The sequence below is a fragment of the Spirosoma sp. KUDC1026 genome (genome assembly GCF_013375035.1).
Taxonomy (GTDB): Bacteria; Bacteroidota; Bacteroidia; order Cytophagales; family Spirosomataceae; genus Spirosoma.
In genome coordinates, this window is sequence record NZ_CP056032.1 from 2,369,928 (window position 1) to 2,384,356 (window position 14,429).

Genomic DNA, 14,429 nt, shown 5'->3' on the forward strand with positions numbered 1-14,429 from the left:
CCCTGGTTCTAGCGGGTTGTTCAGACTCACTTTGCCGTTTCGGTAACAATGAAATCAACTACGCTCTCGTAACTGTTCGTCTTTTCGTAAACGGCTCGTTGCCGTTCGGCACCGGTACCCGTATCCATGACCTTCCGGACGAGTTGTGCTACCGTTTCCCACTCGTTGTATTCCTCCAGCGCGGGCCGGATGTAGGCCAGTAATTTCTCGATCAGCACGCGGGCGGGAACCAGGCGTTTCTCCTGTAAATCCATCAGGTCGCCCGTCAGACCAAACCGGGCTGCCTGCCACTTGGCGGCCCGTAGAATTTCGGGTCGTACGTGGTTAATAGCTACGTAACGCTCGGCTTCCAGGGCGCAGGTCCGGGCGAGGCCGCGAGCGAGACCGGCTACCATTACCGCTTCATCAATCGTCAGGCAAACATCCGTTACGCGGAATTCCAGCGTCTCGTAATGCATGGACGGGCGTACGTCCCAATAGATCTTCGACGCATCGGTAATGCCGCCTACGGCAACCAATTCCTCAATCAGACTGTCGTACTCGGCGCGGCTGGCGAATACGTGCGGGTTGCCCGACATGGGCCAGCGGCCCCAGATTTCGGTCCGGTAGCTGGCGTAACCTGTGTCGGCACCCAACCAGAAGGGTGAATTAGTGGTCAGCGCCAGCATTGATGCCAGCCAGGGTCGAACCCGATTCATTACCTGAATGGCTACCTCCCGATTGGGAATACCGACGTGTACATGGCAACCAAAGATCAGCTGCTCGCGAGTGAGCTGCTGGTAGTCATCGGCCATGTCTGTATACCGTTCTTTGGGTGTCAGGCGCTGTTTGTTCCAGTGGGAAAAAGGATGGGTACCCGCGGCTGCTATCTGACAGCCATCTTTGTCAGCGGCCGTAATAACCTCGCCCCGCAGCCGACGAAGTTCCTTCCGGACGTCGGCGAGTGACTGGCAGACAGGTGTGCCGATTTCGATCATCGACAGGTATAGTTCCTGCGTTACCTGATCGCCGACGGCAGCCTGGGCTTCGGGCAGAATTGCCTCCGCGTGAGACCGGAGCGCGCGCGAGTCGGGTTTGATAATCTGGAATTCCTCTTCAACGCCCAGGGTAAAATCTTCTTTTTGCAGCGCCACGTAACGAGATAAATTAAGGTTGAACGGCCAGCGAGCTGAATGGTGCTAACTGCTGGCGACTGATATAACTCCCAGAATCGGTATCTGGCTCGATTACCCGCTAAAAATGTGATTTAATCGTCCTGCAGCCATTAATGCGCGTCGCTGGCTAGCTCCGGAAATTCTTTATGTAGGCTGTTTCTCCGGAAATTCCAGCGGTTTACAGCCAATAAGAAGGACCTCCGCCAAATTTTCTGTATTTTTAAGCGGTTTAGCCAATCCTATTTTCCTTCGTTCTGCATGAAAAACAATCAAAATCAGGAGACTGACAAGCATTCGGGTAACGAATCTCGTCGGTCATTTTTGAAAGCAGTGGGTATTGCCGGCACAGCGGCTGCTGCGGCTCCGGCAGCACTCGCCAAATCCAGCAGCGTACCAACAACGCAGTATCTCAATCTTATTAAGAGCCATTCCAGTACGGTGGCTAACGACAAAGTGCAACTGGCGCTCGTGGGTACGGGCGGTATGGGAATGGGCGATATGCAGACGGCGCTTATGGTCGACGGTGTCGCTATCGTGGGGGCCTGCGACCTGTACGATGGTCGTCTGCGCCGGGCCAAAGAACTCTGGGGCGACTCGCTGACAACCACCCGCGACTATCGCGAACTGATCGACCGGAAAGACGTAGATGCCATCATTAACGCTACCACCGACCACTGGCACGAAAAAATATCGTCGGACGCCATGCGCAAGGGTAAGCACGTCTACTGTGAGAAGCCTATGGTGCAGAAAGTTGAGGATGGGCACACGCTGATTAAAGTTGCCAAAGACACGGGTAAAGTCTTTCAGGTAGGTAGCCAGTTCGGCAGTTCAATCATTGTCGCCAAAGCTCGGGAACTGCTGAAAGCAGGTGAGATCGGCGAACTGGTGTTTGCCGAAGCGCAGTACGACCGCCACAGCGCTATGGGAGCCTGGCAGTATTCGATTCCGCCCGATGCATCACCCCAGACGGTTGACTGGGATACGTATCTGGGAACAGCGCCGAAACGTGCCTGGGATCCGCTCCGGTTCTTCCGGTGGCGCAACTACCAGGACTATGGTACGGGTATTGCGGGCGACCTGTACGTTCACCTGCTTACCTCGCTCCATAGCATTACGGGCTCAAAAGGGCCTAACCGGGTTTATTCAAGCGGGGGCACTCGTTACTGGAAAGACGGGCGCGACGTACCCGATATTCAGCTGAGTATCTATGATTACCCGAAAACGGCCGAACATCCGGAATTTAACCTGACAACCCGTTCGAACTTCGTCGATGGGGGCGGTGGTGGTTATCTGGTTCGGATTGTGGGTACCGAAGGGGATCTGTCGCTGGGTATGGATACGCTGACGATGCGGAAAAACAAATTCCCGAAAGCACCCGGTATGTCGGTCGACAACTTCCCGAAAGACCAGAAAGAATTATACGTGAAAGCGTATAACGAAAAATATCCACCGCACTACGAGATGGAAGATCCGAAGGAGTATAAGTTCTCGGTGCCGAAGGGGTACCAGGGCGACCGCTACGAGCACTTCGTAAACTTCTTTGAATCAATTCGAAACAAGAAACCAAACGTGGAGGATGCTACGTTCGGCCTACGCGCCTGCGGACCAACGCAGTGTGGAAATATTAGCCTGTTCCAGAAGAAAGTAGTAAACTGGGATCCAATCAATATGAAGATCCTGAACGCGTAACGGTCTGCGTTTCAGATAAGAAGCCCGATGATTATCAACCATCGGGCTTCTTTGTTTTTGTGAATTATTTTGCCAGCCCGGTCCTTTGCAGGAGCTGACAAAACTACCGTTGTGTCAGTTGGTGGCGGGTGGCGTAGCGGTAGTAAAGACCGAAACCCAGGCTCCAGCCTTCGCCGTTGGCAGTTACCGCAGCGGTCTGCGAATTGCCCCGGCTCGACTGATAGACCATTGTCGATTCCAGCGCTTGACCGATCCCCCAGTAGCGTCGGACAAATACGTCGAGCATGAGCCGCTTCCCGATGGGGGCCGCGTAATCGATACCCAACTCGACCTGACCGCTCACCGGTCGGACGGTCTGCGTGGCAATATTAATCTGAATGGTATCAACCACCTGTCGCTGTCGGGCGTAGGTAATCCCCCGGAGCAGAACAGTTTCCCGGAAGCTGGTATTGCTAGTTAACCGGGCACCTCCCGATACCCAGATGCCGGCGCCGACAGCCCTGTTCGTGCGGATCAGTCGGCGTTTGAGTCGCCCGAAAATGGCGTGCTGGCTGGTCTGATACGAAAAGTCCAGGGTAGGATAATTGTTGGGAACCGTCAGCTTCAAATTCGTTGGAGAGCGTACGTAGCCGCCTTCGCCCGCCCAGCCCCGGCTGACATAACCTACCAGTACATCCCAGCCCGTTTTCCAGACGGGCACCGCAGTAACCAACGAGTTCAGATTTCCGGTCTGACGACTCTGGTCGTTCCCGGCAAAACCACTCAAGCCAACATACCAATGTGCCATGCTCTGAGCTTCCCAGTTGGGTGAAACCAGCGAAAGCGTTTTTACCCACGGGAGTCGATACTCGGGGGTGACGTAATAGGCTGTGTCCGCCTGGCGAGTCTGGGCCTGGGTGGCAAAGTATACCAGGAAAAGGAGGAGGGTCGAAAAGGTCGACCTGCACAGTGGCATGACAGTAGAAATTAAGACATTAAACGAATGAAGCTTGGTTAAGAATATTCTTTTGAGGCCGTAAGCTGAGTGCGAAGATACGCTTGGTTATACGCAACTCTTATCAATGGCGTTGCAGTAAACTACTTAGAAACGCAAACGCCCCGAATTTCAGATGAAGTTCGGGGCGTTTGTAAAACAATCGTGCTTATTTACCGGTAGTAGTAGCCGTATCTGTCGTTAGATGTGTTTTGGTTGGGGCGGGGCTGATAAAAATAGAGAGCCAGGCCCGGCGCGCCATGCGGAAAAAGTAAGGGGTTAGTAAAATCAACGTTGGTACTAATCCGATCAGGTAATAGTCCAGATCAACATGCAGCAGTTGGACAACGATGCCGAACGAGATCAGAATGTATACGGTATAAAACGCGTAGCTTACGAACATCGAGCCCCAGTAGAAACCAGGTTCTGGCATCAGGTTTTCTCCGCAGTGTGGGCAATGATCGTGCATTTCGTCGAAACGACGGCTAAAGGCACTTTTCGTAACAAAGAAGTCGCCCTCGTCGCAGCGAGGACATTTGTTGAACAGAATGCTATGGAGTTGGCTAGGCTTGGACATGGCTTATCGAAAATTGCGTGTGGTGATCAGCAAGACCGATCAATACGGTACTGATCAGCTTAATGAACACCACAAAAGTACCGGACGGGGCACAGCAAAAAAAAGACAAACCAGGGGGCTAATGGTACAAATCAACGATCGATGCCAAGTTGTTCGCGGAAGCGAGCGGGCGTATCGCCGGTATGTTTCCGGAAGAAGCGGACGAAATAGGACGGATCATCGAAACCCAGCTGAAACGCAATTTCCTTCACCGACGAAGCTGTATGCGTCAGCAACCGCTGCGCTTCGATAAGCAGCCGTTCCTGCCAGAGCTGACTCGCTGTTTTACCGAGAATCTTGCGGCAAATGGCGTTGAGGTAGTTAGGCGTCAGGTGCATCTGCTCAGCGTACTGACTAACCTCGCGAACAGTTAAAAATTGCTGTTCGAGCAGGTCTTCGTACTGCCGGATACGGTCGTATAGATGGGCGTCCTGGCTGATCTGTTGTTCCTCATAAAGCCGGTTGGCCGATTCGAGCAGAATGTGGACGAACGACAGGAATACCTCAGTTCGATTCGGCTGCTGCCGGTCATACTCCTCATAGGCGTAGGGAAACAGATCGCTGAACAGAGTCGACTGCGAGCCCGTTTCCAGTAGCGGTAAATGCTGATGCGAGTGGAAAAACGGATACTGATGCAGCCGGTTCCCGAAGCGGCTCTTGAAGAAATTAGCTTCAAAAAAGAGATTGTATCCTCTCGTATCTGCCGATAGCTCCCAACTGTGTACCTGCCCCGGCGTTAGAAAGTACAGCTGGTTGGGCGCAACCGTGTACGTTTTGAAATCAATCGTGTGCGTACCACTCCCCCGGCTGATCCACATGACGAGATAAAACCCGTGCGAGTGGGTTTTGTCGATCCCCTTCATCTCCTCGACCAGTCGTTCCAGCCGGGCCATGTAAAACAGCGTCGCCGGTTCGTGACGGGGAAAGGAGGTGAGTTGGTACGTCGGGATCTGAGTCGCCACGTTAGGTTATTCCGGCTGTTTGAAAAAAGTCTGGAACACTTTGGGCAGCGGAGCCATAAACTGCATTTGTTCGCCGGTAATCGGATGCTCAAAGGCAAGTCGTTGGGCGTGCAGGCCCAGGCGGTTAATAGGATTACTTCTGGCGCCGTATTTGGAGTCGCCCACGATGGGGTGCTCAATGTCCTGCATGTGCACCCGGATCTGGTTTTTGCGGCCCGTTTCCAGTTCCAGCTCCAGGAGTGCGTATCCGTCTTCGGTTGTTTTCTGTACCGTATAATTGGTGATAGCCAGCTGGCCGTGCTCAGGATTCTGGCTGGAGTAAACAATCAGGGCCTTGCTTTCTTTCAGGTACGACGTAATCGTGCCCGCTGGGGGCTCGGGAATACCTTCCACAATGGCGACGTAGGTTCGTTCTTTGATGGTGTCGTTCCAGGACTCCTGCATCAGCCGCTGCACCTTTTCCGATTTTGCGAACATCATAACACCCGACGTCTCGCGGTCGAGCCGGTGGATGATGAACAGACGGTTCTTGGGGCTTTCCTTTTTGATGTAATCGCTCAGAATGCTGTAGGCCGTACGGTCGCGCTCTTTATTGCTGGCCATCGACAGCAGGCCCGACTGCTTGTTAATAACAATCAGATGTGGATCTTCGTACAGCAGCGTCAGGCCCCGGTACTGGGTAGTTTCGGGTGCGCGGTTGCCCGCTACGGTAACGACCTGTCCGGGTTGAAGCGGGTGATTAAATTGCGTAAATACCTTGCCGTTCACCAGAATCTGCTTATTCTTCAGCAGCGACTTGATGTTGCTCCGGTTTTTATGCGGCAGCTTCTCGACAAGAAACGCCATTAATTCGGCTGGAGCCGAAACGGTTAAATCTGTATCGGTACGTTGCCCACGGCGTACGCGGGGCTGTTCAGTTTTGCTCATTCGGTACCTGTTGATGCCTGGCTTGTGCTATTTATATAACAACGGATGGGGCAAAGGTACAACGCAGACGGGAACCGAATGGGTTTCCGGTGCTAAACGAGCAGAGGACAAGGTTTTTTTGATAGGAGTACAGCCGGGCCGCGCCACGGTGACCGCCGGGCGTATTAGCCGAATTTTGATCCACTGAGAACTCTGTAATCCAGTCAAAAAACAAAGCTACTTACCCAGCCACTCCTTGAACTCGGTGATCCGGTCGCCACTGACGAAGACGTCCTGACGAGCTTTGGGATGCATATCCAGCTTAAGTTTTCCGGCCGAGAAGGTATGAATCGTCTGAATGGCGGGCAGCGACACCAGAAACTGGCGACTGATCCGGAAAAACTGGCGTGGGTTGAGCAACTGGGTCAGTTTATCTAGGCTATAATCGACCGGCAGGTGCGTACCGTCGTTCGTCACCAGAAAAACGACCTTCTCCTGAAGGTAAAAATAAGCAATGTCGTTCGTGTCGATGCTCCGGATTTTAGTGCCGACCGTGATCATAAACCGATCTTTGTAATCGGTGTTCTTGGGCTTGCCGATCAGCTGCAGCAGGGTTTCCAGATCATGATTACTGGACTGCCCAAACTGCTGTTTCAACGATTTGTATTTCTCGATAGCGGCAACAAGATCGCCGTAATTGATTGGTTTGAGGAGGTAATCGATGCTATTAACCTTAAACGCCTGAATCATGTACTCGTCGTAGGCCGTCGTAAAAACAACCGGCGTTTTCAGATTGGCCTTTTCGAAAATGCTGAATCCCAGATCATCTTCCAGGTGAATATCCATGAAAACCAGATCGACGGTTGGATGATCGGGTGCATTGAACCAGGCAACGGCTTCGGCCACTGACGGAATTCGAGCCAGTACTTTGATCGTAGCGTCGTATTTGTGAAGCAAACCTTCCAGGCGTTTGGCCGTCAGGTTTTCGTCTTCTATAATAAGTACATTCATGCGTTACGTCTGGTTAAACGAGCATCCGGCCAGATCAGACCGATAATTTCGGTTACAGCAGCGGTATTTTAACGATAAACTGACTATCGCTTTCGCCCACCCAAACGGGCCGGGTCGTCAGCAGGGCATAGCGATTAATAATATTTTTCAGACCCACTCCCGTCGAAATATCGGGTTGGGGGCGTGTCTGTAAGTTATTGCGGACAAGCAAATCATCGCCATTCAGTTCAATATAAATCTGCAGGGGCTCTTTCACCGACATGCGATTATGTTTGACGGCGTTTTCAACCAGCAACTGCAGCGTCAGTGGAGCAATGCTGTAACGGCTCTGGTCCGCTTCGGAAATATCGACAATGACGTCGAATTTATCCTCAAAGCGGATATTGAGCAAAAAGCGGTACGCCTGAATAAATTCCAGTTCAGTTTTCAGCAGAATCCGGTCGTTGTCTTTCTGTTCCAGAATGTAACGATACGCCCGCGATAACTGATCAATGAATTTCTCCGATAGCTCGGCATCTACATATACCAGCGAGGACAGAATACTAAGGCTATTAAACAGAAAATGCGGATTGACCTGGCTTTTTAGGGCAGCAAACTGCGCCTGAGCACTTTCTTTTTCCAGCCGTTCGGCCCGGAGTTGAATGTCTTCGAGTCGGCGTTCGGCCCGGCGATTGGCCGACAGATAAAAGACGGACAACATGGCAATGACCGTGAGTCCGTTGTTGGCGCGGGAACGCTGCCGGTTTCGGCGTTTCCGTTCTTCGGCTACCTCGGGGGGCGGTACTGCTTTCCGTCGTGAGCTATCCATGTCGCGGTAATAGCCGAATCGCTGCTCCAGCGTCGAATCCAGCGCCCGCCAGGCGTTATAAAATCCTAGATTGAAACCAACAGCCAGTCCGCTTGCAATCAGGAGAATGCAAATCTGGGCGGGCCATTTCAGTTCAATCAAAAACCCTTCGCCGAAGCCCCGGAATACTTTGCGGTGCAGCCACTCTGTTACGTTAATCCAGGCGAAAAAAAAGCTAATGCTCAATACCGATTCCAGCACCCAGAACGGAAAACTCTTGGTCACCAGCGCCCAGTTAAATTCCGTCGTATTGATATAAATACGAATCGGCAGATAAACCACAAAAACGCTCAGCGCAAGTTGCCACTTCTGCTGAGTCGACAAACGGTACGTCATCGGAGGGCAGATTTCGCAACAAAACTAAACAGGATGACCAGTGCGCAAAAAAGAAAGCAGGGGAATGACCGGATTCGTCTCCCGAATGACTGAATAGTCTCCTGTAAGTCGATATGCTAAACAAATAGCGGTAAAAATAAGTCGCTGCCGGGTTGGCAGATGAAGGAATCAGGCTTTATTTAGGCCTTTCATTTGCCTGTTCTATGCCTGTTCGTCAGTTAATTCTTTATATGACCTGCCTGCTGCTAGCGGGCTGCAACCCGACGCCCAGTGAGACAAAACAGCCCGCTGCCGAGCGGGTATCGGCGCCGTTCGAACTCCCTTATACTATAAACCAGCCCGATGCAGAAACCAAACTGCCTAAAGAACTAGAGGAGATTTCGGGGCTGACGTACTATAAAAACGATCAGTTGCTGTGCGTAGAGGACGAAAACGCCGTTGTCTACGTCTTCGACACGAAAAAGCAGAAAATAATGAAGGACTTCGGTTTTGGCGGATACGGCGATTTTGAAGGCATCGAGTACGTAAACGGAGATATCTACGCACTGGAAAGCAACGGAACCTTACACCGCTTCAAACCCGAATCGACGCAGATAAGCCGGGTACCAACAGACCTGCCGAAAAAAACAGAAGTGGAAGGACTGGGCTATAACCCCAAAACGAACCGGCTTCTGATTGCCGTCAAAAAGGGGAACGAGCGTAGCGACAAGGCAATTTATTCGTATGACATACGACACCGGACGGTCTACAAAGACAACCAGATTAATGACGTTCAGCTGAAGGAAGTGGGAATCGATCCGAAAAAATATCAGCCGTCGGGCATTGCGGTTCATCCGATTACAGGCGAGTGGTACGTACTGAGTTCGGTAGCCAAGCGGCTGGTGATTACGAATTTTGAGGGGAAGATCCGGTCGGCTATTCCGCTCGATCCTAAGCTATTCCGCCAGCCCGAGGGTATTTGTTTTGCGCCGAACGGAGATATGTATATTTCCAGCGAGGGTGACGGTAAGAAGGGTTACATCCTGACGTTTACGTACAAAAAATAACCGCGCCCTTGGGGTAAGAGCGCGGCTGGTTCAACTTGGTTGGTTTTTTATCATCTCTTCTGGCGTCAGGAAGACAAAATCCTCATACCTGTATTTACTGCCTCTTCTAGATAATCTGAATGGCCGCTTAACTTACCAGAAAATTCATGGCTTGTTTGAGGGTCCGCTCGTTGCCGGTTTCCGGATCGGTGTAGGAGCGCTCACCCACTTCAATGTCAACCTGTTTGCCAACCAGCTGTTTGGTATCCAGGTCTTTACCTTCTTCTACGTTGATGCCGGCCATCTCAAACAGGCTGATAATGCTGGGCATACCAGCCGATGACTGATAGAACCGGTGCGATACGTAGCCGTCTTCATTCTCGAAACGGCAGGCAAAAAAGGGAATATTTTTGTGCTCGCTCGTGCCTTCGTCAATGCTGGTAATCGTAACGGTATGGACGCCGTCGGCCAGCAGTGGTTTATCCTGTCCTTTTTCTACAGCAATTTTCATGATTCTGTTTGTATGTTTATTCTGTATTATAAACTGACAGGCTGTATGATTGTTTTATATCCTAGTCGGTAATTACTTCTTATTTTTTAGAGTTGGTTTTTAGCTTTTCCTGGTGGATATACCCCCATCGACGCATTTCCCGCACGATAGGATACAGGGACTGTCCATAGTCGGTGAGGTAATATTCGACGTGCAGCGGCACTTCCGAAAATACCTTACGCCAGATAATACCGTCCTGTTCCAGCTCGTCGAGTTGTTTGGCCAGCATCCGGGCGCTGATGGTCGGCAGGGCGTCGCGCATCATTCCAAACCGATTACGTCGCTGCTGAATCAGCATGATCAGCGTTGTTTTGCACTTCCCTTTCAGTACCTGCAAAAACGTATCAGAAGGACACTCGTATTCCTTTTCAGAAATTTCTTCGGACATAACTGGTTGATTCTTAGCAGTAGTGAATAAACGTGAACCAGGTGTATAAAATGTAACGGCTTGACTGCCAGCAGATGTATTGACTACCTTGCTGTCGTTACACAACGTTTATTCGTATGGAAAATACATTTCAAGGAATACTGGTTACGGAGAAAGAAGGTTCGTTCAGCAAAGAGGTTCAGTCCCTCGAGCTTGATGCGCTGCCCAAAAATGACACGCTGATCCGCGTTCATTACTCGTCTATAAATTACAAAGACGCGCTATCGGGAGCCGGCAACCGGGGCGTTACACGAAAATTTCCGCACGTACCGGGTATCGATGCCGCCGGAACCGTGGTCCGCTCCGCGAGCGGGGCCTGGCAGGAAGGCGAGGAAGTGATTGTGACGGGCTTCGATCTGGGAATGAACACCTGGGGTGGGCTAGGGCAGTACATCAGCGTTCCCGCCGACTGGTGCATCCGACTACCAGAGGGACTCAGCCTACGCGAGGCCATGTCCTATGGTACGGCTGGACTGACGGCTGGCCTGTGTGTTCACAAATTACTCCAGGCTGGCCTGACACCCGATAAAGGACCAATTGCTGTCAGTGGCGCTACGGGCGGGGTAGGCAGCATCAGCCTGGGGATTCTGAAAAAGCTGGGTTTCGACACGGTGGCCATTAGTGGTAAAATTGACTTGGCTGATTATTTCACTGAGACGCTGGGAGTTAGCGAAATCATCAATCGGACGGAGTTTATTGATGAATCAACGAAACCCCTGCTGTCGGCGCGCTTTGCCGGGGCTATCGATACGGTCGGCGGCACCGTGCTGACGACATTGCTACGTTCGTTGCACTACAACGGAGCCGTAGCCGCTTGTGGCATGGCGCAGTCGGGCGATCTGACAATGACGGTGTTTCCCTTTATTCTTAAAGGCATTAGTCTGCTGGGTGTCGATTCAGTGCAGTGTGCCATGGACACCCGGCGGGAGGTCTGGCAAAAACTGGCTTTCGACTGGCGGCCCGCACATCTGAACGATCTGGTGACCGAAATAGGACTAAGCGACGTAGCAGGCGTCATGGACGCTATGCTGGCGGGAAAAACCCAGGGGCGCACGGTGGTGAGGTTGGATTAAGGAAAAGATAGACTGGAAATAATAAGACGTAAGAAGATTGACTAGAGAGAATAAGACGTAAGAAGAAAGACGTAAGAGGTAGGAGGTTTCACTGGCCATCCTGCGTCTTACGTCTTTCTTCTTATTGTCTTTTCTCTTATGTCTCTTATTTCAACGCCGGAGCCGTAGTCGTTTTCGATTGGTACTTGTAGAGGTACTCGATCAGATCAGCTACCAGACCCGTCCAGCCTGTCTGGTGATTCGCCCCTAAACCCGCTCCGTTGTCGCCGTTGAAGTACTCGTAGAACAGATACAGATTTTGAAAATTAGGATCGTGCTGCATCTTTTCCTGGTCGCCATAGGATGGGATGCGTCCGCTGGCATCGCGTCGGAAGAGGTTGATGAGCCGCTCTGTAACCTGCATCAGGGCGTCTTTCACGCTCATCACCTGGCCCGAATGCGTTGGGTACTCAATCTCCAGATCGTCGCCGTAATACTGGTAGAATTTCAGCAGCGAATCGATCAGCAGGAAGTTCACCGGGAACCAGATTGGTCCACGCCAGTTTGAGTTGCCGCCGAACATGCTCATTTCGGATTCGGCCGCTACGTAACGAACCTGGAATACTTCGCTGTTCAACTCAAACTGATAGGGTGTTTTCTCGTGGTATTTCGACAGTGCCCGGATGCCGTAATCCGACAGGAATTCGGTTTCGTCGAACATCCGTTTCAGGATCATTTTCATCCGGTGACCGCGCAGCAGACTCAACAGATGTGTTTCGCCCTTACCCGGCTCGTGCCAGCGCGACACCAGCGACGCCAGATCCGGCCGGTTCGTGAGTACCCACTCAACCCGACGTTTAAAATCAGGCAGCTGTGAGAGTAACTCTTCGTCCAGAATTTCGACGGCGAACAGTGGAATCAGGCCCACCATCGAGCGGATTTTCAGTAGCCGGGCGTTCTGGTCCGGTGTATGCAGGACGTCGTAGTAAAACTGATCGACCTCATCCCAGAGACTGATGCCCTGTTTGCCAAGATTGTTCATGGCCGATGCAATGTGCAGGAAGTGCTCGAAGAACTTACTGGCCATGTCCTGATAGGACGGGCGAGTCAGCGAAATCTCGCAGGCAATCCGGAGCATATTCAGCGTGTACATGGCCATCCAGCCCGTACCATCGGCCTGCTCGATACGGCCGCCCATTGGCAATGGCTGCGAGCGGTCGAAGACCCCAATGTTATCGAGACCCAGGAAGCCCCCACCGAAAATATTGTTGCCTTCGACGTCCTTGCGGTTTACCCACCACGTAAAGTTCAGCAGCAGTTTGTGAAACACCCGCTCCAGGAAAGCTACGTCGCCTACGCCGTTCTGCTCCTTATCGATCTCGTACACCTTCCAGGTCGCCCAGGCGTGAACGGGTGGATTCACGTCGCTGAAATTCCACTCGTAAGCCGGAATCTGTCCGTTCGGGTGCATGTAATACTCCCGCAGAATAACCGCTAGTTGCCGCTTGGCAAAATGGGGGTCGAGCCGGGCGAGGGTAAGGGTATGGAAAGCCAGATCCCAGGCCGCAAACCAGGGGTATTCCCACTTGTCGGGCATCGACAGGATATTGGCCGTGTACATGTGTCGCCAGGTTTCGTTGCGGGCGTAGACACGTCCCTGGAACGGAATTGGCATCTGCGGGTCGCCTTTCAGCCACTCGTTGACATTGTAGTAGTAAAATTGTTTGTTCCAGAGCATACCCGCGTAGGCCTGCCGCTGGATGTTTCGCAGCTCCTGATCTTTTACGTTCCGCTGCAGATCGTCGTAGAACGTATTGGCATCCGCCAGGCGATCCTGCCAGATGCTGTCGAAATCGGAGAAGGCATTCGGTAAAGTGGTTTTGTCACTGAATCGCAGCCGGATGGTAGTGCTGCCCTTCGCGGGTACAACACGGGCGTACTGGGCCGACGCTTTTGTGCCGATCTGGTTCGGGTTGATAAAGCTTTTCCGATTGCCCGACGTGATGTAGTTGTTGATGCTATCCTTCGGGTATTTCGATACGTTAGGACGACCGTAGAGCCGTTCCGTGTTGGTATCATTGTCGCAGAACAGCAGCGCATCGGCGTTTTCGCAGTAGAGCTTGAACTTACCCATCTGCTTATGGCTCACCTCAATCTGCGTGTTGGAAATGCCGTTCAGCATGGGCCGGGCAGTGAACTGTTCGTAGCCCCACGCCCAGGTGTTCCGGAACCAGAGTGTCGGCAGCAAGGTCAGCGGAGCGTCCTTGTCCGAGCGGTTGTGAGCGGTCACGGTCACCAGCCAGTCGTTCTGATCGGCTTTGGCGTATTCGATGACAATATCGAAATATTCGTCCTGGTCGAAGATACCCGTATCCATCAGCTCAAATTCCGGCTCGGTCCGGTTCCGGCGCATATTCTCGATCACCAGCCGGTTGTACGGAAATTCCTGCTGCGGGTACTTGTACTGCATTTTCATGTACGAGTGCGTCGGTGTACTGTCCAGGTAATAGTACAGTTCCTTTACGTCCTCGCCGTGGTTACCTTCCGGGCCGGAGAGACCAAACAGACGTTCTTTCAGAATGGTGTCCTTATGATTCCAGAACGCCAGCGAAAAACAGATGATGCTTTTATTGTCGGAAATGCCGCCGATACCTTCTTCACCCCAGCGATACGCGCGTGAGCGGGCCATGTCGTGGTTGACATAGTTCCAGGCGTCGCCATAGGGGCTGTAATCTTCCCGCACCGTGCCCCAGGCCCGTTCGGAGAGGTAGGGTCCCCATTTTTTCCACCCTTTGTTGTCAGCTCGTTCGTAAATCCGTTCGCGTTCGGCAATAGCAGTCATGATAAGTAAGTCGGTCAGTACGGTAGAGCAGTTTACTCA

The 14,429-nt window shown here is 52.2% G+C and carries 13 protein-coding genes; 3 read left to right on the forward strand and 10 right to left on the reverse strand.

Annotated features, from left to right (window positions below):
* Positions 1-26: 26 nt before the first annotated feature.
* Positions 27-1,133, reverse strand: coding sequence for a carboxylate-amine ligase (locus HU175_RS09970; protein WP_176566453.1), 1,107 nt, complete (start codon positions 1,131-1,133; stop codon positions 27-29).
* A 279-nt stretch (positions 1,134-1,412) separates the two neighbouring features.
* Between HU175_RS09970 and HU175_RS09975 the strand changes: the two genes are divergently transcribed.
* Complete coding sequence (locus HU175_RS09975; RefSeq protein ID WP_176566454.1) at positions 1,413-2,843, forward strand: Gfo/Idh/MocA family protein; 1,431 nt, start codon at positions 1,413-1,415, stop codon at positions 2,841-2,843.
* A gap of 103 nt (positions 2,844-2,946) precedes the next feature.
* Here HU175_RS09975 and HU175_RS09980 read toward each other — a convergent pair whose 3' ends face one another.
* The 6 genes from HU175_RS09980 to HU175_RS10005 form a co-directional block, all read right to left on the reverse strand.
* Complete coding sequence (locus HU175_RS09980; protein WP_176566455.1) at positions 2,947-3,798, reverse strand: hypothetical protein; 852 nt, start codon at positions 3,796-3,798, stop codon at positions 2,947-2,949.
* Positions 3,799-3,985: 187 nt separating this feature from the next.
* A complete protein-coding gene (locus HU175_RS09985) occupies positions 3,986-4,393 on the reverse strand; it encodes a DUF983 domain-containing protein (RefSeq protein WP_176566456.1) in 408 nt (135 codons plus the stop codon).
* Between the two features lie 131 nt (positions 4,394-4,524).
* Positions 4,525-5,394 carry a helix-turn-helix domain-containing protein gene (locus HU175_RS09990; RefSeq protein WP_176566457.1) on the reverse strand — a complete coding sequence of 290 codons (870 nt, stop codon included), beginning with the start codon at positions 5,392-5,394 and terminating at the stop codon, positions 4,525-4,527.
* A gap of 6 nt (positions 5,395-5,400) precedes the next feature.
* Positions 5,401-6,321: an RluA family pseudouridine synthase gene (locus tag HU175_RS09995; RefSeq protein ID WP_176566458.1), complete on the reverse strand. Its 921-nt coding sequence runs from the start codon at positions 6,319-6,321 to the stop codon at positions 5,401-5,403.
* A gap of 216 nt (positions 6,322-6,537) precedes the next feature.
* Positions 6,538-7,311: a LytR/AlgR family response regulator transcription factor gene (locus HU175_RS10000; RefSeq protein WP_176566459.1), complete on the reverse strand. Its 774-nt coding sequence runs from the start codon at positions 7,309-7,311 to the stop codon at positions 6,538-6,540.
* 52 nt (positions 7,312-7,363) lie between these two features.
* A complete protein-coding gene (locus tag HU175_RS10005) occupies positions 7,364-8,494 on the reverse strand; it encodes a sensor histidine kinase (protein WP_176566460.1) in 1,131 nt (376 codons plus the stop codon).
* A gap of 203 nt (positions 8,495-8,697) precedes the next feature.
* Between HU175_RS10005 and HU175_RS10010 the strand changes: the two genes are divergently transcribed.
* The gene (locus HU175_RS10010; protein WP_176566461.1) at positions 8,698-9,540 is read left to right on the forward strand and encodes an SdiA-regulated domain-containing protein; all 843 of its coding nucleotides are present in this window, start codon (positions 8,698-8,700) and stop codon (positions 9,538-9,540) included.
* Between the two features lie 127 nt (positions 9,541-9,667).
* Here the strand turns inward: HU175_RS10010 and HU175_RS10015 are convergent, their stop codons facing one another.
* On the reverse strand, positions 9,668-10,030 hold the full coding sequence (locus HU175_RS10015) for a hypothetical protein (RefSeq protein WP_176566462.1): 363 nt from the start codon (positions 10,028-10,030) through the stop codon (positions 9,668-9,670).
* Positions 10,031-10,109: 79 nt separating this feature from the next.
* Positions 10,110-10,457, reverse strand: a complete 348-nt coding sequence (locus HU175_RS10020; RefSeq protein WP_176566463.1) for a winged helix-turn-helix transcriptional regulator — start codon at positions 10,455-10,457, stop codon at positions 10,110-10,112.
* A 116-nt stretch (positions 10,458-10,573) separates the two neighbouring features.
* Here HU175_RS10020 and HU175_RS10025 point away from each other — a divergent pair, with 116 nt between their 5' ends.
* Complete coding sequence (locus tag HU175_RS10025) at positions 10,574-11,569, forward strand: YhdH/YhfP family quinone oxidoreductase (protein ID WP_176566464.1); 996 nt, start codon at positions 10,574-10,576, stop codon at positions 11,567-11,569.
* A 145-nt stretch (positions 11,570-11,714) separates the two neighbouring features.
* Here the strand turns inward: HU175_RS10025 and HU175_RS10030 are convergent, their stop codons facing one another.
* Positions 11,715-14,390: an MGH1-like glycoside hydrolase domain-containing protein gene (locus HU175_RS10030; RefSeq protein WP_176566465.1), complete on the reverse strand. Its 2,676-nt coding sequence runs from the start codon at positions 14,388-14,390 to the stop codon at positions 11,715-11,717.
* Positions 14,391-14,429 lie beyond the last annotated feature (39 nt).